Here is a 22,123-nt window from a genome sequence, read left to right on the forward strand (position 1 = left end):
GTTCTGTTCCCCTGTGGTTTTAGTGATCGACGAAACCGCGGCCTTCCTGCGCCAGCTGCGCCAACAGCGGCGCCGGCCGCCATTGCTCCCCCCCGCGGGTATCATGGAAGCGGGTGATGGTTTCCAGAATGGTCTTCAGGCCGATGCTGTCGGCCCAGGTCATCGGGCCACCGAGATCCTTCGGGAAACCGTAGCCGTAGATCCACACGGTGTCGATGTCGGCCGGGCGATCCGCAATGCCTTCCTCAAGAATTTTGGCGCCCTCGTTGATCATCACGTACATGCAGCGCTCGAGAATTTCCTGATCACTGATCTCGCGCGGCGTTATGCCCTGCTCCCGACGGAAGTCGGCGATCAGCTGGTCCACCTGCGGGTCGGGGACAGGCGTGCGACTGCCTTCCTCGTACCGGTACACGCCGGCCCCGGTTTTCTGGCCCAGTCGGCCGTTCTCGGCCAGCTTGTCGAGCCAGCTGGCCGGCACGTCTTCACCGGACTTACGACGCTCCTCGCGGATGCGATAGCCCACGTCAATGCCGGCCAGATCGGACATGGCAAACTGTCCCATGGGATAACCCAGCCCGGTGAGCACCTGGTCCACCTGCTGCGGGCTGGCGCCTTCATTGACCAGCGCCACGGCCTCGGCGCCGCGCTTGTGCAACATGCGGTTACCTACAAAGCCGTAGCCGTTGCCGACCATCACCGCGACCTTACCAATCACCGGGGCAATCGCCATCACACTGGCCCTGACCTCGGCCGAGGTTTTCTCACCACGGACGTTTTCCAGCAATTTCATGACGTTGGCCGGGCTGAAGAAATGCATACCCACCACATCCTCCGGGCGTTCGGTGGCGGCGGCAATGGTATCGATGTCCAGCGTCGAGGTGTTGGTGGCCAGAATGGCGCCCGGCTTGCAGACCCGATCCAGCCGGGCAAAGATCTGCTGCTTGACCTCCATGTTCTCGAAGACCGCCTCAATCACTAGGTCGACATCCGCAAGGTCGTCATAGCTCAGGCTGGGGCGGATCAGCGCCATGCGTTCTTCCACCTGCTCGGGCGTGATGCGGCCTTTGCGGGCCGAATTCTCATAGTTGCGGCGTACCACGGCCAGCCCGCGGTCCAGTGCGTCCGATGCCGCCTCCACCAGGGTCACTTTGAGGCCGGCGTTGGCGAAGTTCATGGCGATACCACCACCCATGGTGCCGGCCCCGATGATACCCACCGTGACGATCCTGCGGGGTTGCGCGGTTGAACCGGGCTGTGTTGGCGTGCGGTCAGTCATTGCTTGCTCCTTCTGCTTCAGGCCCCGAGAGCCTGAATGTCGCCCGCCAGGCCGGCAAGCCTTGGGGCGATGGTGTGTTTCAGCCGTTCGGCGCCAATCTCATACGCCGGGGCGGCGCAGGTCAGTGCCATCTGGGTGCCGTCCTGCAAACCGATGGGCACACCGGCAGACACAATGTTCCGGTCCCACTCCCCCAGCGACAGGCAAAAGCCTTCCCGGTCATACATGGCCAGTGCGTCCAGCAGCCCGGGCTGCTTTTCCTGCCACTTTTCGGCGCCGTAATACGCCGCCAGTTCCTCCTGCAACTGCTCACGCCCTTTGGCACTGTGGCCGGCGATGAAGGCGCGGCCCGCTGACGTGGTGGCCAATGGCAGGCGCAACCCCAGATCCACCCGCAGCAACGCCTTGACCGGCGGCATGCGGTTTTCCACATAGATCATGTGCATGCGGTCACGGCAGGTCAGGCCCACCGACATACCATACTCCCGCGCGAACTCATCCATGTAGGGTTTGGCCAGTTGCCGCACCCGCAGGTTGGCAACATAGGTATAGCCCAGCGACAGCACTTCGGACCCGAGCTGGTATTTGTCGGTATCCGGGTGCTGGTTCAGGTACCCCAGCCTGGTCAGAGTGTAGGTCATGCGGGAGACAGTCGGCTTGGGTAACCCGGTCAGCCGGGCAAGCTCCTGGTTGCCCATCATCACCGGGCCGTCACCAAACACCCGCAGGATGTTCAGGCCCCGTGCCAACGCTTCAACAAATTTTCGGTCTTTACCGGACTCGGTATCCATCTTGGTCACTCAACGGTTTTACGCAACGGTATCACTCAGTTTGAACGGTGGCTGCTTGCAATAGTGTGGCCCACACACTAATCTAAAATCCACTTTTTTAAAACCCGATTTCGCACAGCGAAATTAAAAGCACGATGACAGGTTCGACTGGAAGGCGGTGATATGAGCTCCGATGCATACATTTACGATGGCCTGCGCTCCCCGTTCGGCAAGTTCGGTGGCGCGCTGGCAGCGATTCGTCCGGATGATCTGCTCGCCCGGGTGATTGCGGCGCTGGTGGACCGCAACGGCTTCGAGCCCACGGAGTTCGAGGATGTCATTGCCGGCTGCACCAACCAGGCCGGAGAGGATGCCCGCAACATTGCCCGCAACGCCGCCCTGCTGGCCGGGCTGCCCCTGGAAACCGGTGGTCTGACTGTGAATCGGCTGTGTGGCTCGGGACTGGCGGCGGTGATGGATGCCGCTCGGGCTATCCGCTGCGGCGAGGGCGAACTGTTTGTGGCCGGCGGGGTTGAGAGCATGACCCGGGCACCGTTTGTGATCGCCAAAGGCGAAACGGCCTTCTCCCGCGCCTTCGAGGTGTTCGACTCCACCCTCGGCGCACGCTTTCCCAACCCCCGCCTGATCGAAGCGTTCGGCGGTGAGACCATGCCGGAAACCGCCGAGAACATCGCCAGCGAGCTGGCGCTGACCCGGGACAACATTGACCGCTTTGCCGCGCAAAGCCAGCAACGCTATCAGGCTGCGCTGACCGCGGGCTTCTTCACTGACGAGATTACCCCGGTTGAGGTGCCCCGCGGGCGCAAGCAGCCGGCGGAGTCCGTGGACCGGGATGAGCATCCACGCCCCGGCTCGGATTTCGACGCGCTCACCGGTCTGAAACCTCTGTTCCCGGGTGGTGTGGTCACGGCCGGCAATGCCTCCGGTATCAACGATGGCGCCGCGGCCCTGATTCTGGGCTCGCAGGCCGCGGGCAAGCGGGCCGGCATCCGCCCCCGCGCGCGGATCGTCACCAATGCCATCGCCGGTGTACCGCCCCGGGTAATGGGGTTCGGCCCGGTACCGGCCAGCCAGAAAGCCCTGGCCCGTGCCGGACTGAGTCTGGCGGATATGGATGTGATTGAAATCAATGAAGCGTTCTCGGCCCAGGTGCTCGGGTGCGCCCACAAACTCGGCATCGACCAGAGCGACCCACGGCTCAACCCCAACGGTGGCGCTATTGCCGTTGGCCACCCGCTGGGGGCCTCCGGCGCGCGCCTGACCCTGACAGCACTGCGCCAGCTGGAACGCACCGGTGGTCGATATGCCCTGGTCAGCATGTGCATCGGTATCGGCCAGGGCATTGCCACCATCATCGAACGCATTGAACACTGATTGCCGACCCTGAGAGCGGCAACCCACTTTACCGGATTTCGGAGACGACTCATGAGCCAGGCACCCTGGAACGACCTATTGAACATCGACGGCTTGCTGGACGAATCGGAGCGCCAGGTGCGCGACAGCATTCGCGCCTTCTGCGACAAGCGCCTGATGCCCAGCATTCTCGAGGCCAACCGCCACGAGCAGTTCGATCGTCGCATTTTCAACGACATGGGTGAGCTGGGCATGCTCGGCGCCACCCTACCGGAGGAATACGGCGGCCCCGGGCTGAGCCACGTCTGCTACGGCCTGATCGCCCGCGAAGTTGAGCGGGTGGACTCGGCCTATCGTTCGGCGCTGAGCGTGCAGTCGTCACTGGTGATGTACCCGATCTTTTCCTATGGCCAGGAAGCCCTCAAGCGGCGGATCCTGCCCAAGCTGGCTTCCGGCGAGCTGGTAGGCTCGTTCGGTCTGACCGAACCCAATCACGGTTCCGACCCCGGCAACATGGAAACCCGCGCCCGCAAGGTGGATGGCGGCTACCTGCTCAGCGGCTCGAAAACCTGGATCACCAACGCACCGATTGCCGATGTTTTCGTGGTGTGGGCAAAACTCGATGGCAAGGTGGCGGGCTTTGTGATCGAACGCGGCGGCAAGGGTCTGGACACTCCCCGCATTGAAGGCAAGTTCTCGCTGCGGGCGTCGGAAACCGGCTCCATCTTCATGGACGACGTGTTTGTACCGGATGACAACAAACTGGATGTCGACGGTCTCAAGGGTCCGTTCAGCTGCCTCAACAAGGCCCGTTACGGCATCAGCTGGGGCTCCCTCGGGGCCGCTGAATTCTGCTGGCATGCCGCGCGCCAGTACACCCTGGATCGCAAACAGTTCGGCAAGCCGCTGGCGGCGAACCAGCTGGTGCAGAAGAAACTGGTGGATATGCAGACCGAAATCACTCTGGGCCTGCTGGCCGCTCTGCAGCTGGGTCGCATGATGGATCAGGGTATCGCCACCCCGGACGCGGTCTCGCTGCTGAAACGCAACAACTGCGGCAAGGCACTGGACATCGCCCGGGTCGCCCGGGACCTGCACGGCGGCAACGGCATCTCGGACGAATACCACGTGATTCGCCATGTGATGAATCTGGAATCGGTGAATACCTACGAAGGTACCCACGACATCCACGCGCTGATTCTCGGCCGTGGCCAAACCGGCCTGCAGGCCTTCAGCTGATTCCGGAGGCGACCCCATGAATCTGAACTACACACCCGAGGAGCTGGCGTTCCGCGACGAAGTGCGGGCCTTTCTCGAGGCCAGCCTGCCTGCCGATATCGCCGCCAGGGTCAAAGGCTATCGCCGGCTGACCAAAGCCGACCACCAGCGCTGGCAGCGCATCCTCAGTGCCCAGGGCTGGTACGCCAGCCACTGGCCGAAAGCTTACGGTGGCGTGGAATGGACCCCGGTACAGAAGCACATCTGGGATGAAGAGTCCGGGCGTTATGGTGTACCCCGCTCCATTCCGTTCGGCGTCAACATGGTGGCGCCGGTGATCATCCGGTTCGGCACCGAGGAGCAAAAGCGCACCTACCTGCCGCGCATTCTCAGCGGCGAAGACTGGTGGTGCCAGGGCTATTCCGAGCCGGGCGCCGGCTCCGACCTGGCGTCACTGAAAACCCGCGCGGTCCGTGACGGCGATCACTACGTGGTCAATGGCCAGAAAACCTGGACCACCCTGGGCCAGCACGCCAACTGGATTTTCTGCCTGGTGCGCACCAATACCGAGGTCAAGGCTCAGGAAGGCATCTCGTTCCTGCTGATCGACATGGCCACGCCCGGCATCACCGTGCGGCCGATCATCACCCTGGACGGCGAGCACGAGGTGAACGAGGTGTTTTTCGAGGATGTCCGGGTGCCGGTGGACAATCTGGTGGGCGAGGAAGACAAGGGCTGGACCTACGCCAAGTATCTGCTGACCTATGAGCGCACTGGCCTGGCCGGGATCGGGCTGTCCAAGGCGGCGCTGGAGCACCTCAAGGCGCTGGCGTCCCGCCGGCTCAGAAATGGCCGCCCGCTGCTGCAGGACCCCACCTTCAGCCAGCGCATTGCACAGGTGGAGATTGACCTGATGGCGGCATCCATCAGCAACCTGCGCATCATCGCATCGGTGGAGGGTGGCGGCATGCCCGGCGCCGAGAGCTCGATGCTGAAGGTGCGAGGCACCGAAATCCGCCAGGCCATCACCGACCTGGCGCGTCGCGCACTGGGCCCCTACGCGCTGCCCTTTGTGGAAGAAGAGCTGAACCTGGAGTATGACGGCGAGTTCCTGTCGGATGAGCATGCCGCGCCGCTGGCGGCCCAGTATTTCAACAATCGCAAGTTGTCGATTTTCGGCGGATCCAACGAGATCCAGAAAAACATCGTGTCGAAAATGATTCTCGGGCTCTAAGGAGGCGACCATGGATTTCCAGCTCAACGAAGAGCAGCAGATGCTGCAGGACACCCTGGCGCGGCTCGTGCGCGGTGAATACAGTTTCGAAAAACGGCTGGCGTTCAGCGCCTCCGACCTGGGGTTCAGTGCCGATTTCTGGGCGCAGCTCAGCGAGCTCGGCCTGACCGCGGTGCCCTTTTCCGAATCCCTGGGCGGCTTTGGCGGCGGCGGCGTGGAGGTACAGTCGGTGATGACCGAGCTAGGGCGCGGCCTGTGCCTGGAGCCCTACCTGCAGTCGGTCATCCTCGCCGGCGGCCTGATCGCCCAGGCCGGCAGCAACAGCCAGAAAGAACGCTGGCTGGCGGGGATAGCCAGCGGAGAACAGAAAGCCGCGGTGGGCCTGCAGGAGCCCCAGAGTTTCTACGACCTGAACAGTGTGGAAACCCGCGCCGAACGCAACGGCGAGGGCTATGTTCTGAACGGCCGCAAGGCGGTGGTGATCGGCGGCCACTGCGCGGACCTGATCGTGGTGTCTGCCCGCACGGCCGGCGACACCGCGGATGCCGATGGCATCAGCCTGTTTGTGCTGTCTCCGGACACCGCCGGTGTGGAGCGCCGCAGCTACCCCACCATCGACGGCGCCAGAGGCTGTGATATCACCCTCAACCAGGTCCAGGTCAGCGCTGACGCACGGCTGGGCGAAGAGGGTCAGGCCGCAGGCGTGATCGAATACCAGGCCGGCCGGGCGATTGCCGCCCTGTGTGCCGAAGCCGTGGGGGTCATGGAGGTGGCCAACGAGCTGACGCTGGACTACCTCAAACAGCGCAAGCAGTTTGGCGTGCCCATCGGCAAGTTCCAGGTGCTGCAGCATCGCATGGTGGACATGATGTCGGAACTGGAGCAGGCCCGCTCCATGGCGATCCTTGCCGCCAGTGTTGCCGACGGTGACCAGAGCCTTGAGCGTCGCCGGGTGTTAGCCGCCGCCAAGAATGTGATTGGCCGCGCTGGCCAGTTCATTTCGGAAGCAGGTATCCAGTCCCACGGCGGCATTGGCATGACCTGGGAGTACAATTTCGCCCACTACGCCAAGCGGCTGATCGCCATCAATCATCAACTCGGCGACGACGACTTTCATCTCGAGCGCTACGCCTCACTCTCGTACGCCCACTGACAAGGCCTCTCAGGGGCGGCGTAAACCGCCGCTCCGGAGTTGCGCGTTTCAGGAACCAGCGTCTATTTTATAGACACGCCCCCGGCACACGGATTCGGGGGCACCCTGATCACGGAGGACATTTATGAAACGCGTTACTTTATCCTGCCTGGCTCTCGCCCTCGCCCTGCTGTTGCCACTCGGCGCCAACGCTGACAGCCTGACCGATGAGCGGGTCCGTGCCTTTATCAACACCCTGCAAGACGCCGAGACCCTGGAAGACGACTTCGAAGAGCTCAATCAGGAACTGCCGAACTCGGAAGGCATGGCCGAAATGCCGGATTTCTCGACGATCTTCTCCGATTCCGTTGCGCAGATGCGGGGCCACGAAACCTACGATCGCATGGAAGTCATTGTGGCGGATCATGGCTTTGATTCCATGGAAGAATGGGGCGCTACCGGTGACCGTGTGTTCCAGGCCTGGATGGCCATCGAAATGGAGGACCAGCATCCCGAAATGGCCCTGGAAATGGCCGGCGTGATGGACGAAATCAACAACAACCCCAACCTGAGCGAAGCTCAGAAAGAACAGATGCGAGCGATGATGGGGGGGCAACGTCGGCAATGGAAACCGCCAGACAGGCTCCGGAGGCGGACAAGCGGGCCGTGCGACCCCACATGGACACGCTGCGGGCAGTCACCGCATCTGACGGCGACTATTGACGGGACTTCGTTCGGAAGAGAAAAAAGGGGGCGGCACCATGTGCCACCCCCTTTTTTTACGGGTTATGCCAGCAGGTTGTAGGCAAACACGATAGCCACCGCGATGGGTGTCACGTAACGGATCAGGTTGTACCAGAGGGTAAAGCTGCCGCCCTCCAGTGCCAGATCCACTTTCAGGGATTCTTTCGCCACGAACCAGCCAACGAAGACCGCGGTCAGCAGGCCGGACAGCGGCAACATGACGTTCGCCGTAAAGAAATCCAGCAGATCAAAGATGGTCATACCGGCAAAACGCTCGAACATGCCCAGCGGTGCAAACCCGGACCATTCGTTGAGGGACAGGATCGACGCCACACCCAGCAGCCAGCAGGCACCGCCCACCAGAACAGCGCTGCCAGAGCGTCCCACGGACAGGTTCTCTTCCACCCATTCCACGACCGGCTCCAACAGGGAGATGCCGGAAGTCCAGGCGGCAAACAGCAGCAGCACGAAGAACAGCGTGCCAAACAGGCCGCCCATGGGCATCTGGCCAAACGCCAGCGGCAGGGTCTGGAAAATCAGGCCTGGGCCGGCACCGGCTTCCAGGCCGTTGGCAAAGACCACCGGGAAAATAGCCAGGCCCGCCAGCAGGGCCACAACGGTATCCATAATAGAGACGGTCACGGCGGTACGGCCAATGGACACATCACGACTGAGGTAGGAGCCGTACGCCATCATGATGGCCATACCCAGGCTGAGGGTGAAGAATGCGTGGCCCAGGGCAATCAACACACCGTCGACAGTCAGCGCACTGAAGTCGGGGGTGAACAGGAAACTCACCGCCTGGCCAAAGCCGTCTGTGGTGGCCGCGTAGCCGACGGTAATCAGCAGCAGCACGAACAGCGCCGGCATCAGGATATTCACCGCCCGCTCGAGGCCGGACTTGAGACCCCGGGCCACCACCACAATGATCAGCGCCATGAACAGTGTGTGCCAGGCCAGCAACACGCCCGGGCTGGCAAGCAGATCACCAAACAGAGTGCCAATGGCGTCAGCACTCTGGCCGGTGAAGTCGCCGGTCGCGGCGTGCCCGATGTACGCCGCAGCCCAACCGCCGATCACGGAATAGAACGACAGGATAATAAACGCGGCCAGCACGCCCACAATCGCGGACACCCGCCACGCCGGTGATGCCAGGTTGCGCTCGGCTACCAGGCGAAAGCTGGCGATCGGGTTGTGGCGACCGTTCCGGCCAATAAAGACCTCGGCCATCATGATGGGAATACCGATAATGGCGATGCACAACAGGTACACCATCACAAAAGCGCCACCCCCGTTCTCACCGGTCACATAGGGAAACTTCCAGATATTGCCGAGGCCCACAGCGGAGCCGGTCGCGGCCAGAATAAAGGCCAGCCGCGAGGACCACATGCCGCGCTGGGGTGCGGCCGGGTTGTTGTCAGTCATGTTTTCATCCTGTGCGTTTGGGCTGAGGAATCGTGTCAAAAAAGGCGTGCCGGCAGCGTCGCGCCAGCCATTGGGCGGGGATTTTGCCAGTACTGGCGCGCGGATGCCAGTTCGCAGACTCCCGGCCGCAAAGACCACTACGAGGTAATGGAAAGGCGCAATGCCCGCATGGGCGACGATGGGGTAAGATGCCCGCTTTCGGCTTCTAGCCTTTTCATACCATTCACCCGATGCAAGGCCCGCTCTCGCCCATGGACGATATCCATCAGCCACTCCCGGCGACCCGACAGCCCCTGATACGGCGCACGTTCACCGAGTGGAAAACCCTCGCCATCCTGGGGGGGCCGATCCTCATCGCTCAGGTAGCGCAAATGGCCAACGGCGTCATTGATACCGTGATGGCCGGCCATGCCAGCGCAGAAGATCTGGCCGCCGTCGGCATCGGCAGCAGCCTGTGGATGCCGTTGTTCCTGTTTTTCATGGGGTTGCTGGGCGCGCTGCAGCCCATCATTTCCGGATACAACGGCGCCCGCACGACAGAGAAAATCATGCCGGCAACCTGGCAGGGGCTGTACATCGCGGCGGCCGGGTCGGTCATCATGATCCTGCTGCTGACCCATGTGCACCCGGTACTCAGTCTGCTCAACCTCGAACCGCGCACCGCCGGCATCACCCAGGGCTATCTCGACGCGTTCGCCTGGGGGGTGCCGGCGATGCTGCTGATGACGGCACTGCGGGGGCTCACCGATGGCCTGGGTCACACCCGCGTGATCATGGCGTTCTCGGTGCTGAGCACGCTGATCAACCTGCCACTGAACTACATTTTCATTTACGGGAAACTGGGACTGCCGGCCATGGGTGGCGTGGGCTGCGGTTGGGCCACGTCGTTGTCCAACGGCACCGCCGCCATTGCGCTGCTGGTGTACCTCAACCGCAGTGCAGTCTACAGGCATTTTCATTTGCTGGCCGACTGGGCAAAACCGGACCTGGCGGGTATTCGCTACGTGCTGAAACTGGGCATTCCCATCGGCTTTACCATCTTTGTCGAGGCCAGCCTGTTTTCGGTGATCGCCCTGTTCCTGGCGCCACTGGGGCCGGTGGTGGTTGCCGGGCACCAGATCGCTCTGAACGTGGTGTCGTTGCTGTTCATGTTGCCACTGAGCATTGGCATGGCGCTGACACTGCGGGTCAGCTTCCTGATCGGCGCCGGCGCTCCCGATACCGCCCGCCTGATCTCCCGCAGTTCGCTGATCCTGGCGTCGGCGGTGGCGCTGGTGTTCGCGATCCTGCTGTTTGTGTTTTCCGAGGGAATTGCAGCGCTCTACACCAGCGATGCCGCAGTTCAGGACGTGACCATCAGCCTGCTGGTGTTTGCCGCGTTTTTCCAGATCGCCGACGTGATTCAGGTCACCTGCATCAGCGCCTTGCGAGGATACAAGGACACCGCCATCCCGATGCTGATCATGCTGTTCTCGTTCTGGGGCGTGGGACTGCCGCTGGGCTATGTACTGACCTTCACCGACTGGCTGGTGCCGGCCATGGGGGCAGCAGGATTCTGGGTAGGGCTGACCGGCGGGCTGGCTTCCGCCGGTGTGTTGCTCGGGCTCAGACTGTTTCTTTACGCGCCCGCCGCAGCGCCCAGCTCGCCTCGCTCCTGATCAGCAAACACGACCCGGTCGCGACCGGCTTCCTTGGCTCGGTACAAGGCCGCATCGGCCCGGGCCAGCCAGGCATCCACCGACTCGCCCGGCCGTAGGCTGGCAACACCGAACGACACCGTGACCGGCCCACCGGGGCAGTGCATGTACTTGCGCAATACCTGTTGGAGGTTGTGCACCACCGCCCGCAGCCCGGTGCTGTCGACACCGGGCAACAGCAACACGAATTCCTCGCCACCATAACGGAACAGCTGGTCCGTTTTGCGGGTATTCTGCTCGATCATCGCCACCAGTTCCGACAGCACCTGATCGCCCACGCCGTGGCCATAGGTGTCGTTAATGCGCTTGAAGTGGTCAATATCCAACAGCGCCAGACCGTAGGAGGTCCGGTTGCGGTCGGCGCTGTACAGCGCCAGTTTCAGCTCTTCATCCATGGAGCGACGGTTCTTGACACCGGTCAGGGGATCAATGGTGGCCAGATGTTCCAGCCGGCGGCGCTGATCGTCATTGCGGTAGGCAAACACGTAGGCGCAGGCACTGACCACAAACGCGGTGGCGGCGAACGACCACATCTGCAGATCGGAATTAAATGCCATGCCGTGGACCAGCAGCGCCACAACCGACGCTATGTTGATGAACGTGGCAATCTTCGGGCTGGTCAGGAAGAACGACGTCACCAGGCACGGGTAAAGCCAGAACAGCCCCGGCTCTCCGACCACGGCCCCGACAAACACCGCACCACTGCAGCAGAGCACCGCCAGGAACAGGCCACTGCGGCGAGTGTCGCCGGTGATCCAGGCATAAGCCAGGGCGCCAACGATCCCGAACAGGATACCGGTGTCCACAACACCGGCAACGAAATTGCCCCGCAGGAACCGCATGATGGCGAAAGGCGTAATCCCGAGGATTGCGCTCGCGCCAAGCATTGTAATGATCGATAACCGGAAGTCGGTTTTCAGGCGGTAAAACATGCAGCGTCCAGTTCGGTCTTGTTGTCAGGTGCAGCATACTGGGCCCCGCAAATACCCGGGCCCATCACAACGCTTTCTTAGAATACCGCAAGCGCATTGAACGTTCGCTGCACCACTACCAAATTTAACAAAATTAGACGCCGGCCAGTGGTTTGTTCTCTTGCGGCTACGCCACAACATCCTGCAGACATGCGTATGGAGTTGAACATCGATTCAGAGTTAGAATCGAGCATCTGAAAAACAACATTCTGGGAAACAATCCGTGTCGACTCTTGTTCGTATCGCCCCCGGCGCTCTGGTGGTGGGCAAACCCCTGCCGTGGACCGTCTATGATGCCGACGGCACTGTGCTGCTGTGCCAGGGCTATGTGATTCAGAGCAACATGCAGCTGGAGCAGCTTTTCGAACGCGGACTGTTCCATCCGCGGGTCATTGAGCGCGCCCAGGACGAGCCGGACGCCACCGGGCAACTGAACCCCTTCGCGGAATACCCGATACTCCTGAAAACCCTGGAAACCACGCTTAAGGCGATCACCGCGGGCGAGGAAAACGCCCTCAAACGGTTGCTGGGGCTGACCCGGGTAATCGAACGCATCTGCGACGAATCCCCGGATGCCAGCCTCGCACTGGTCCACCTGTATTCCGTCGAACCCACCATTCACGAACAGATCCTGTTCTACGGCCTTCTGTGCCACTCCGTCGCCCGCGCCTTTGGCCTCAACAAGGCCCGCACCAGCATGCTCACCAGTGCAGCGCTGGTCGCTAACATCGGCCTGGTGCCGGTAGCGGATCAACTCAACGCCTCGCGCGTGATTCTCAACGACGAGCAGCGCGCGGTCATCCGAAAGCATCCCCAACGCAGTATGCAGGCACTTCATGCCGCCGGTATCCGCAACAAGGCGCTGCTCGAGATTATCGCCCAGCACCATGAACAGGCTGACGGAACCGGCTACCCGAAGGGCCTGAGCGGCACCGACATCTGCGCGGAAGCAGAGATGCTGTCGTTAGCCGAGCGCTACGTGGCAATGATCACCAAGCGCGCCTACCGTGAACGGATGAACGCCACCGACGCCCGCAAACTGATCGCTTCCCTGGCGGACGGTCAGATCCTGCGTCCGGCCATCCCCCGGGCCCTGCTGACCATTCTGACCGACTATCCGCCCGGTACCCTGGTGCGCCTGAGCAATGACGAGGTGGGGTTGGTTACCCGCCGCCCGGTGCGACACCGCGGGCCCTTTGTTCAGGCCATCTTCAGCCCCAAAGGCAAGCGCTACAGCCATACGATCGAGCGCGACTCCAGTGAACCGCTGTACAGCGTTCTGGCCATGGAAGAACCTGAAGTCATGCCGTCCATGGACTTCAGTCTGCTGTGGGGACTTTCCTGACCGCGCCAACAATGCCGGGACGTTTTACGTCAAACCCAGCGCGGCGCCGTGGTGATCCAGGTGATCATCAATAAACGAGGCAATGAAGAAGTAGCTGTGGTCGTAGCCACGGTGCATCCGCAGGTTGATGTGGTGATGTGCTTTCTCGCAGGCATCCGCGAGCGCTTCGGGATTCAGCTGGGTTTCGAGAAACTCATCCGCCGTGCCCTGATCAATCAGTAGCGGCAGCCGTTCCCGTGCGGTCGGAATCAGTAACGTGGCGTCCCACTCCTCCCAGCGGCTCCGATCCTCCCCCAGATAGCCGGTAAAGGCTTTTTGCCCCCAGGCACACTCCGTCGGATTGGAGATCGGGGCAAACGCCGACACCGAGGCATAGTGCCCGGGATTTTTCAGGGCGCAAATCAGTGCTCCGTGGCCGCCCATGGAATGACCGCTGATGGACCGCCGGTCCGTCACCGGCAATTCTGCCTCCACCAGTTGCGGCAGTTCGCGGGTCACGTAATCGTACATCCGGTAGTGGGGCGCCCAGGGCTGCTCGGTGGCGTTGATGTAGAAGCCGGCTCCGCTGCCGAAATCGTAGCTGTCGTCCTCGCCGGGCAAACCGAGCCCCCGGGGACTGGTGTCGGGACAGACAATGGCCATGCCCAGCCGGGCTGCGCGTTTCTGGGCGCCCGCCTTCTGCATGAAGTTCTGGTCGGTGCAGGTCAGCCCTGACAGCCAGTACAGCACCGGAACCTTGCGTGGCTGGCTGCCAACGGCGACCGGTGGCAGGAAAACGGCAAATTCCATGTCGCAGCCCAGGGCCGCAGAGGTATGCCGGTAACGACGGTGTTCACCCTCGAAACAGGCGGTGGTCGATAGCAGTTCCATGGTGTCCTCGGTCGGTTGTCAGCGCAGGTCAGTCTTCCGCCGCAGCAAACTTTGGAAGCTCGATGCCGCAGCCGGATCTGGCCAGTTCCGCCAGTATGGCTGTGCGGGTCACTATACCAATCAGCCGGCCATGATCCACCACCGGAAACACCTTGGGCTTTCCAGCACCCAGATTCTGGGCCAGGTCCACCATCGCCATTTCCGGCGAAATGGTGATCGGCTCGCGGAACATGACGTCGTCCACGATGGGATCCCCCTCGCAATGGTAATTGCTGACCAGCAGCGCGTGGATGCAGTCCTGCTCGGAAATGAAGCCAATCACCTTACGATGGTCATCCACCACCGGCAACCCGCTGACGTGATTCTGCAGCAGCACTTTTACCACCCGCGTAAGGGCTGTACCACATCGCACAGGCTCGATGTGATTCCACATGACATCCGATACTTTCAATGAGCGCATGGGTAACTCTCCTCACCCGTTATCCAGTCAATACACCGTCGGAAGACCGATCCGATCTCCTATAAACATAGGCAACTGCGCCGGAAATGAAAGCGGGAAGTAGGGGCTAATTGTGGATAGCCTGCCCCGCATCACTGTCCGTCTCAGGCCGGCGCCCGCGCCACCGAAAGCCCGATGTCGGCAAAACGCGCCAGCAGCGGCGCCGGCAGGTCATGGCCCATGCCGTCAATCAGTTCCAGACGGGCGTGAGGAATCAGATACTTGAGCTGTTCCGCCGCCACCGGCCGCACCAGAGGATCGGCGGCACCGTGGATAATTGCCGTGGGAACCCGGATGCGGCGGCTCAGGGACGACAGGCTGCCGGTAGCCAGAATGGCGCGGGTCTGGCGCAGGATACCCGCCGGGTGATAGCTACGGCGATAGTCCCGGATCAGCCGTGCCCGCACATCCTCCTCGTCAGGCGGAAACGCCGGGCTCTGGATCACTTTCCAGAACTCCAGGGAGCGGGCCACCACCGCGGCCTCATCGTGCCCCTTGGCACCGATGCCGGCCAGCCGCCAGATCAGTTTTGAGCGGGGCATGGGCAAGCGCGGGCTGTTGGTGGAGGTCATGATCAGGGTTGCGCTGCGCACCCGCTCTGGCCAGACCGACGCCACCACCTGGCTGATCATGCCGCCCATGGACACGCCCACCAGATGGGCACTGCCAACGCCCAGGGCGTCAAGCACACCCACCGCATCCCCGGCCATATCCCGCAAGGTGTAGGGGGCGGGAATGGGCAGCCCCACGCGGGAGCGGGCCATCATCGACACCGGGTGGCCCTCGAGGCGGTCCTTGAGGTGGGACGACAGGCCGATGTCCCGGTTATCGAACCGGATCACGTAGTAGCCTTCGTCGACGTAATGGTCCAGCAGCGCCTCTGGCCAGAGCGTCATCTGGGCGCCCAGGCCCATGATGAACAGCACCGGCTCGCCCTCGGGGTTGCCACGCGTCTCGACACAGAACGACAGGCCGTTGGCATCAACAACGCGGCTGTCTGCCGTGGCTGAATTCAGGGTTGCGGTCGCCGGCTGCGCCGGCGTAAAGGCGGTCTGTGGCATGGAGCCCCTCAAAAAAAAGCGAATGGATACGGACGTCAGTCTCATCAGACTCAACAGTACCCCATCCGGCACCAAATCCAATCACCCTTTTGACGGAAACGCCCCTTACCCCGGCAAATTCACGCGGCAAACGGTTTACAGATGAAAATATCTGACTAAACTCAATCAGTTATGCCCTTATACGGGCAATGAATGCTCACCACACTCTTTGGCAAACGTTGGCAAAACTCAGGGAGATCCCATGGAAGCCATTGAAAACTTTATAGGTACCGTTAACGGACTGGTCTGGGGCCCGCCCATGCTGGTCATGATCCTCGGTGTGGGGCTTTTCCTCAGCCTTGGCCTGAAGCTGATGCCGATCCTCAAGCTTGGCGCCGGCTTCAGGCTGATGTGGAAAGGCCGCTCCGCCTCCGGCGCGGAAGGCGACGGTGAAATTCCGCCGTTCCAGGCGCTGATGACCGCGCTGTCTGCCACCGTCGGCACCGGTAACATTGCCGGTGTCGCCACTGCCGTGTTCCTGGGCGGTCCCGGCGCCCTGTTCTGGATGTGGCTGACAGCGTTGGTGGGCATGGCGACCAAGTACTCCGAAGCGGTACTGGCCGTGCGTTTCCGCGAAGTGGACGAACGCGGTGCCCACGTGGGTGGCCCGATGTATTACATCCGCAATGGCCTGGGCAAGAAATGGGCCTGGCTGGGCGTGGTCTTCGCCATCTTCGCCGCCATCGCCGGGTTTGGCATCGGCAATACGGTTCAGGCCAACTCGGTGGCGGATGTACTGCAGACCAACTTCAACATGCCCACCTGGCTGACCGGACTGATCCTGATGGTGCTGGTGGGCATGGTGCTGATCGGTGGCATTCGCCGCATCGGCCATGTGGCCAGCGCTCTGGTGCCGCTGATGGCCATTTCCTACGTGCTGGTGGGTCTGGTGGCGTTAGCCATAAACGCCGACCAGATTCCGGCCGCCTTTGGTCTGGTCTTCACCCACGCGTTCAGCCCGGTGGCCGCCGAAGGTGGCTTTGCCGGGGCCGCCGTGTGGGCGGCGATCCGCTTCGGGGTCGCCCGCGGCATTTTCTCCAACGAGGCCGGGCTCGGTTCTGCCCCCATTGCCCATGCTGCGGCACAGACCAAGAACCCGGTCACCCAGGGCATGGTGGCCATGCTGGGCACCTTTATCGACACCATCATTGTGTGCAGTATCACCGGCCTGGTGATCATCACCTCCGGCGCCTGGATTTCCGGGGAAACCGGCGCCTCCCTGACGTCACTGGCGTTCGAGAGCGGCCTGCCCGGCTTCGGCAACTACGTGGTCGCCATTGCCCTGGCGGTTTTTGCTTTCACCACCATTCTCGGCTGGTCGTTCTACGGCGAGCGCTGCGTGGAGTTCCTGTTCGGCGTGAAGGCCATCGTGCCTTACCGGGTTTTGTGGATTCTGGCCATTCCCGTGGGCGCGACCATCAACCTGGGCTTTATCTGGCTGGTGGCGGATACCCTCAACGCCATGATGGCACTGCCCAACCTGATTGCACTGTTGCTGCTCAGCCCGGTGGTTTTCAAACTCACCCGCGAGCACTTCGAGAAGGAAAAAGCCCTGGGCGTCCGGAGCTGAGAATACGGATGAGGTGAATCCGATCCCCTTGTATTCACCTCATCCGTCACCAAGAAGTATCGTATAGGTTTGCTAAACCACGCAAAGGAGAGAACGCTATGAGTTTACGTCTTGGAGATACCGCACCGGATTTCGAACAGGATTCCAGCGACGGCACCATCCGCTTCCACGATTGGCTCGGTAATGGCTGGGGCGTGCTGTTCTCGCACCCGGCTGACTTCACCCCCGTGTGCACCACCGAACTGGGTCTGACCGCCAAACTGAAAGAGGAATTTGCCAAGCGCAACGTCAAGGCCATCGCCCTGAGCGTCGACCCGGTCGATTCCCACAAAGACTGGATCAAGGACATCAACGAAACCCAGGGCTGCGCGGTGAATTTTCCGATCATCGCCGATCACGACCGCACCGTGGCGGATCTGTACGACATGATTCACCCCAACGCCAACGACACGCTGACCGTGCGTTCCCTGTTCGTGATTGACCCGAACAAGAAAATCCGCCTGATCATCACCTACCCGGCCAGCACCGGCCGTAACTTTAACGAGGTGCTGCGGGTGATTGACTCGCTGCAGCTCACTGACGAGCACAAGGTGGCGACCCCGGGCAACTGGGAGCGTGGTGATGATGTGGTGATCGTACCGTCGCTGCAGGATGAGGATGAAATCAAGCAACGGTTCCCGAAAGGCTACAAGGCGGTGAAATCCTACCTACGGATGACACCGGACCCGAAAGCCAACTGGAGCGGTGACTGAGCACCCGCTCGCCATCATCCGCATCCGCAATGAAAAGGCCGGGCACATGCCCGGCCTTTCTGTTTACCAGTCCCGCGGCACCCGGCCTTCGCGAATGCGCTGGGGGTGGTCGCCAACGTCCACTCGGACAATCTCGGTGGCGGTATCAATATCAATCACTGAGATCTGATCCGTGCCACTCCAGGATATATAGCAGCGGTCGCCGGCCTCGTTGGTGGTAACCCAATAGGGCTTCTCGCCCAGGCCGGTGAGAATGTCGTGGTTGAACGTCTCGCGATCCACGATGGCCACATAGTCGCTCATGGTTCCAGCCACGCACAGGGTGTCACCGCGGCCGTTCATGGCAATGCCGTGGTGGGCGGAATCGTTGATGTACACCTCCTGCGGCACATCGGGAATCAGGTTGGGCAGCTCCGCCCGGCGGGTCACACGGTCTGCTTCCATGTCGTACTCGATAAAACCGTGGAGAAACGACAGCTGGAAATAAAAAAACCGCTCGTCCGGCGTGTGGGCCATGGGCCGGATGGCCGGGCTCAGATCGCTGTAACCGGCGTCTTCCAGTTTATCCTTCATGTCAAACCGCTTGAGGATTTCAAGGCTCTCAGCGTCCACTACCTGGAACAGCCGTTCGCCTTTAGTAAATTCCATCAGATCCTGATCCAGCGGCGTGAACACATAGCCGATACTGGCGTGGTAGATGCGCTTGCCGTCTTCGGAATAGAGGTTTTCGTGGGGTGAATTACCGGTCGGGAAGCGGCCGACTTCCTCACCCGTCTCCACGTCCAGCACATGCACCACATTGCCGGTAGACGCCGATACCGCCACCCGGGTGCCGTCCGGCGATAGCGCCATATGGTCAGAACGGTAACCATCCACTTCAAAACGCCAGGCAATGTCGCCGCTGGCAACCTCAATACCGACCACGTCGGCAAAACTGGGGCGGGACACCACCAGCAGGCGGCCATCCGGGGTACTGTACATATCATCCACGAACTGGTCGTTACCCTCGCCGATAAACAGGCGAACGGCCTGGAAAAACACCAGTCGCACCGGATTGAAAAGAATTTCCGTCATCCGTTGGCGCTTATCGGGAATGCCATTGATGCGGCCGACCTTGCTGTAGGTCTGCGCATCGATTACGTCAACGGTGCCTTCCCAGTTATTGCCAACGAAGATGACCGACCGGGTCTTACCCGGGTTGGTGTCCCTGGCATCCTGCCCGAGACCGAACAGGCCGGCCTGGGCCGGCGACGCCAGCGCACACACAGAAAGTAACAGAAACAGGGCCGGAAGCCGGGGCCAGGCCCGGACGGAGGCGGTCAGTGTCATCGTCATGTTCCTTGCGATTGTTGTTATTGCATCCAACGACACTTGTACACCGAATGAACAGCAAGGCTCTATGACATGGGCGACACCTACAACGTCATTTCGGCCAATCGAGACACGAAAAAGGCCGGATTCCAACGGAACCCGGCCTTTTTCAGACTCAGCAAAGATCAGAAGGCAGGAACAACCGCGCCTTCATACTTCTCCATAATGAAGTCTTTTACCGCATCGGACTTCAGCGCGGCCGCCAGCTTCTGCATAGCCTCGCTGTCCTTGTTGTCGGGACGGGCGACCAGAATGTTCACGTAGGGTGATTCGGAGCCCTCGATGATCAGCGCATCCTCGGACGGATTCAGGCCCGCTTCCAGAGCGTAGTTGGTGTTAATCAGCGCCACATCCACCTGCCCCAGAATACGCGGCAGGGTCGCAGCTTCCAGCTCCTTGAAGTCCAGATCCTTCGGGTTGTCGGCAATGTCACGGGGGGTCGCGGTGATCTTGCTTTCGTCTTCCAGCGTGATCAGGCCGGCTTTCTGGAGCAGCAGCAGAGCGCGACCGCCGTTGGTGGGATCGTTGGGGATAGCCACAACGCCGCCTTCTTTCAGGTCATCCAGCGATTCGATCTTGCTGGAATAGGCGCCGAACGGTTCCACGTGCACACCGGTGACAGTGACCAGGTCAGTACCGCGACCGTCATTGAATTCGTCCAGGTAGGGCTGGTGCTGGAAGAAGTTGGCGTCCATCCGCTTCTGATCCACCTGAATGTTGGGCTGGATGTAATCGGTGAACACCTTCACGTCCAGCTCGACACCCTGTTCCGCCAGCTGCGGCTTTACAAATTCCAGGATCTCGGCATGGGGCACCGGGGTAGCCGCGATAGACAGTGTGTCGGCGGCAACTGCACCGGAGAAGGTTGCAGCGGCGGCCAGTGCCACCAGGCTTTTCTTGAAGTTCATAAGCATGTTCTCCTGTAAGAAATTATGAGCAATCAATCCAGCGTGTGAGTACGGCCCACGGTCGATTTACTTCCGGCTGAAATACAGAACCAGACGGTCGCCCGCCATTTGCAGCAGCTGAACGAAAATGACCAGTAGCGCTACAGTAATCACCATGACGTCGGTCTGGAACCGTTGATAACCGAAACGAATGGCCAGGTCGCCGAGACCGCCGCCGCCAATCACACCGGACATAGCCGCGTAGGACACCAGGGTGATCGCCGTGACGGTAATGCCGGCGATGATGCCCGGCAGCGCTTCCGGCAGCAGGGCACCGAAAATGATCTGGCGGATGCTGGCGCCCATGGCCTGCGTGGCTTCGATGATGCCGCGATCCACTTCCCGCAAGGAAGTTTCCACCAGTCGCGCAAAGAACGGGGCACCACCGGCCACCAGCGGCGGGATGGCACCCGCGACGCCGAGGGACGTGCCGATCAGCATCACCGTGAACGGAATCATCACGATCAGCAGGATGATGAACGGCACGGATCGCAGCACGTTGACCACGAAAGACAGCACCGCATAGGCCACCGGCTGCTCGAGCAGCTGGCGTTTGCCGAACAGGAACAGCAGTACGCCAACCGGCAGGCCGATCAACACGCTGAACAGCAGTGACAGTCCCACCATCACCAGGGTGTCCCAGCTGGCGATACCGATTTCCGCCCAGTCCACGTTACTCAGTAAAGCGTCCATCAGCGCACCACCTCCACATGAACGTCGGCCGCTTCCAGCGCCTGCATCGCCACGTCAAGGTCTCCGCCCACCAGGGACAGGGTCAGCTGGCCATAGGGAGTGTCCTTGATGTGGTCAATGCGCCCGGACAATATGCTGAAATCCACGCCGGATTCCCGTGCCACGCTGCCCAGCAACGGCTTGAAGGTGGATTCGCCACGGAACGTCAGGCGCAGGATACGACCATTGGCTTTCTGCAGGTCCTGCTGCATTTCATCCCCGTCAATATTCTCGCTTTCAAACACGAAGTCCCGGGTGGTGGGGTGTTGAGGATGGAGAAACACATCGCTGACGGCACCCATTTCCACCACTTCGCCGGCGTCCATCACCGCCACCCGGTCACAGACCCGACGCACCACGTCCATCTCATGGGTGATCAGTACGATGGTCAGCCCCAGTTCCCGGTTCAGGTCCGCCAGCAGACGCAGCACCGATTGGGTGGTCTGCGGGTCGAGGGCGCTGGTGGCTTCATCACACAACAGGATGGTGGGGCGGCATGCCAGGGCGCGGGCGATACCCACCCGCTGTTTCTGGCCGCCGGAGAGCTGTGACGGGTACTTGCTGGCGTGGTCCGCAAGGCCGACCCGTGCCAGCAGTTCCTCGACCCGCTGACGAATCTCGGCGCGCGAATAGATGCCTGCCAGCTTCATCGGAAAGGCAATGTTGTCGGCCACGGTTTTCGACGACAACAGATTAAAATGCTGGAAAATCATGCCGACCTTGCGGCGGAAGGCGCGCAGTTCGGCGGCGTCGTAGTGGGTGATGGTGTCATCATCCACCAGAATTCTGCCGCCGGTGGGCGGTTCCAGCAGATTGATCAGCCGAACGAGGGTGGATTTCCCCGCGCCGGAGTGCCCGACAATGCCGAATACCTCGCCGGTCTCGATGGTCAGGCTGGTAGGGTGTAACGCAGGGATCGCCCGCCCGCCTACCTGGTACGATTTCTGGACCTGGTCAAATACAATCACATTCTTGCCTTATGAGCGCCTTGTGAGCACCTTGTGGGCGCACCGGTAAAAGGCGCGATTATAGCCCATTCACCCGCCAAACCCGAATCGACCCAATTGGTACATCCCCGTACACGTTTTGTTAC

20 protein-coding genes are annotated in these 22,123 nt (G+C 61.3%); 9 read left to right on the forward strand and 11 right to left on the reverse strand.

Annotated features, from left to right (window positions below; genetic code table 11):
• Window positions 1-19: 19 nt before the first annotated feature.
• Both R0125_RS11210 and R0125_RS11215 read right to left on the reverse strand, forming a co-directional pair.
• Window positions 20-1,279, reverse strand: a complete 1,260-nt coding sequence (locus R0125_RS11210) for a 3-hydroxyacyl-CoA dehydrogenase (protein WP_317238232.1) — start codon at window positions 1,277-1,279, stop codon at window positions 20-22.
• Between the two features lie 17 nt (window positions 1,280-1,296).
• Entirely contained in the window at window positions 1,297-2,070 is a 774-nt protein-coding gene (locus tag R0125_RS11215) for an IclR family transcriptional regulator (RefSeq protein WP_317238233.1), read from the reverse strand.
• 162 nt (window positions 2,071-2,232) lie between these two features.
• Between R0125_RS11215 and R0125_RS11220 the strand changes: the two genes are divergently transcribed.
• From R0125_RS11220 to R0125_RS11240, 5 genes are all read left to right on the forward strand, one after another.
• Entirely contained in the window at window positions 2,233-3,444 is a 1,212-nt protein-coding gene (locus tag R0125_RS11220; protein ID WP_248184719.1) for a 3-oxoadipyl-CoA thiolase, read from the forward strand.
• A 51-nt stretch (window positions 3,445-3,495) separates the two neighbouring features.
• Window positions 3,496-4,662 carry an acyl-CoA dehydrogenase gene (locus R0125_RS11225; protein WP_248184718.1) on the forward strand — a complete coding sequence of 389 codons (1,167 nt, stop codon included), beginning with the start codon at window positions 3,496-3,498 and terminating at the stop codon, window positions 4,660-4,662.
• Between the two features lie 16 nt (window positions 4,663-4,678).
• On the forward strand, window positions 4,679-5,875 hold the full coding sequence (locus R0125_RS11230) for an acyl-CoA dehydrogenase family protein (RefSeq protein ID WP_248184715.1): 1,197 nt from the start codon (window positions 4,679-4,681) through the stop codon (window positions 5,873-5,875).
• Between the two features lie 10 nt (window positions 5,876-5,885).
• Window positions 5,886-7,028, forward strand: a complete 1,143-nt coding sequence (locus R0125_RS11235; protein ID WP_317238234.1) for an acyl-CoA dehydrogenase — start codon at window positions 5,886-5,888, stop codon at window positions 7,026-7,028.
• Between the two features lie 124 nt (window positions 7,029-7,152).
• On the forward strand, window positions 7,153-7,812 hold the full coding sequence (locus tag R0125_RS11240) for a hypothetical protein (protein WP_317238235.1): 660 nt from the start codon (window positions 7,153-7,155) through the stop codon (window positions 7,810-7,812).
• Here R0125_RS11240 and R0125_RS11245 read toward each other — a convergent pair.
• Complete coding sequence (locus R0125_RS11245; RefSeq protein WP_248184709.1) at window positions 7,794-9,176, reverse strand: sodium-dependent transporter; 1,383 nt, start codon at window positions 9,174-9,176, stop codon at window positions 7,794-7,796. The genes R0125_RS11240 and R0125_RS11245 overlap by 19 nt on opposite strands.
• A 251-nt stretch (window positions 9,177-9,427) precedes the next feature.
• Here R0125_RS11245 and R0125_RS11250 point away from each other — a divergent pair, with 251 nt between their 5' ends.
• Complete coding sequence (locus R0125_RS11250) at window positions 9,428-10,834, forward strand: MATE family efflux transporter (protein ID WP_317238236.1); 1,407 nt, start codon at window positions 9,428-9,430, stop codon at window positions 10,832-10,834.
• On the opposite strand, the gene R0125_RS11255 is transcribed toward R0125_RS11250, so the two are convergent.
• Window positions 10,795-11,805 (reverse strand): GGDEF domain-containing protein, encoded by a 1,011-nt coding sequence (locus R0125_RS11255; protein ID WP_317238237.1) that lies wholly within the window; start codon window positions 11,803-11,805, stop codon window positions 10,795-10,797. The two genes, R0125_RS11250 and R0125_RS11255, sit on opposite strands and share 40 nt — an antisense overlap.
• 262 nt (window positions 11,806-12,067) lie before the next feature.
• On the opposite strand from R0125_RS11255, the gene R0125_RS11260 reads away from it, so the two are divergent.
• Window positions 12,068-13,189 (forward strand): HD-GYP domain-containing protein, encoded by a 1,122-nt coding sequence (locus tag R0125_RS11260; RefSeq protein WP_317238238.1) that lies wholly within the window; start codon window positions 12,068-12,070, stop codon window positions 13,187-13,189.
• A gap of 24 nt (window positions 13,190-13,213) precedes the next feature.
• On the opposite strand, the gene fghA is transcribed toward R0125_RS11260, so the two are convergent.
• The 3 genes from fghA to R0125_RS11275 form a co-directional block, all read right to left on the reverse strand.
• Window positions 13,214-14,059, reverse strand: a complete 846-nt coding sequence (fghA, locus tag R0125_RS11265) for an S-formylglutathione hydrolase (RefSeq protein ID WP_317238239.1) — start codon at window positions 14,057-14,059, stop codon at window positions 13,214-13,216.
• Between the two features lie 28 nt (window positions 14,060-14,087).
• Window positions 14,088-14,519 carry a CBS domain-containing protein gene (locus tag R0125_RS11270; RefSeq protein WP_248184700.1) on the reverse strand — a complete coding sequence of 144 codons (432 nt, stop codon included), beginning with the start codon at window positions 14,517-14,519 and terminating at the stop codon, window positions 14,088-14,090.
• A 143-nt stretch (window positions 14,520-14,662) separates the two neighbouring features.
• Entirely contained in the window at window positions 14,663-15,619 is a 957-nt protein-coding gene (locus R0125_RS11275; RefSeq protein ID WP_317238240.1) for an alpha/beta hydrolase, read from the reverse strand.
• A gap of 241 nt (window positions 15,620-15,860) precedes the next feature.
• On the opposite strand from R0125_RS11275, the gene R0125_RS11280 reads away from it, so the two are divergent.
• On the forward strand, window positions 15,861-17,228 hold the full coding sequence (locus tag R0125_RS11280) for an alanine/glycine:cation symporter family protein (protein ID WP_248184694.1): 1,368 nt from the start codon (window positions 15,861-15,863) through the stop codon (window positions 17,226-17,228).
• A gap of 98 nt (window positions 17,229-17,326) precedes the next feature.
• Window positions 17,327-17,980 carry a peroxiredoxin gene (locus R0125_RS11285; protein WP_248184688.1) on the forward strand — a complete coding sequence of 218 codons (654 nt, stop codon included), beginning with the start codon at window positions 17,327-17,329 and terminating at the stop codon, window positions 17,978-17,980.
• 63 nt (window positions 17,981-18,043) lie between these two features.
• Here R0125_RS11285 and R0125_RS11290 read toward each other — a convergent pair whose 3' ends face one another.
• From R0125_RS11290 to R0125_RS11305, 4 genes are all read right to left on the reverse strand, one after another.
• Window positions 18,044-19,309, reverse strand: a complete 1,266-nt coding sequence (locus R0125_RS11290; RefSeq protein ID WP_317238241.1) for a hypothetical protein — start codon at window positions 19,307-19,309, stop codon at window positions 18,044-18,046.
• 167 nt (window positions 19,310-19,476) lie between these two features.
• Entirely contained in the window at window positions 19,477-20,259 is a 783-nt protein-coding gene (locus R0125_RS11295) for a MetQ/NlpA family ABC transporter substrate-binding protein (protein WP_248184682.1), read from the reverse strand.
• A 66-nt stretch (window positions 20,260-20,325) separates the two neighbouring features.
• A complete protein-coding gene (locus R0125_RS11300; RefSeq protein WP_248184680.1) occupies window positions 20,326-20,991 on the reverse strand; it encodes a methionine ABC transporter permease in 666 nt (221 codons plus the stop codon).
• The gene (locus R0125_RS11305) at window positions 20,991-21,998 is read right to left on the reverse strand and encodes a methionine ABC transporter ATP-binding protein (protein WP_248184678.1); all 1,008 of its coding nucleotides are present in this window, start codon (window positions 21,996-21,998) and stop codon (window positions 20,991-20,993) included. Before R0125_RS11305 ends, R0125_RS11300 begins: the two co-directional genes overlap by 1 nt.
• Between the last annotated feature and the right edge of the window lie 125 nt (window positions 21,999-22,123).

Source organism: Marinobacter sp. M-5, assembly GCF_032911545.1.
Classification (GTDB): Bacteria; Pseudomonadota; Gammaproteobacteria; order Pseudomonadales; family Oleiphilaceae; genus Marinobacter; species Marinobacter goseongensis.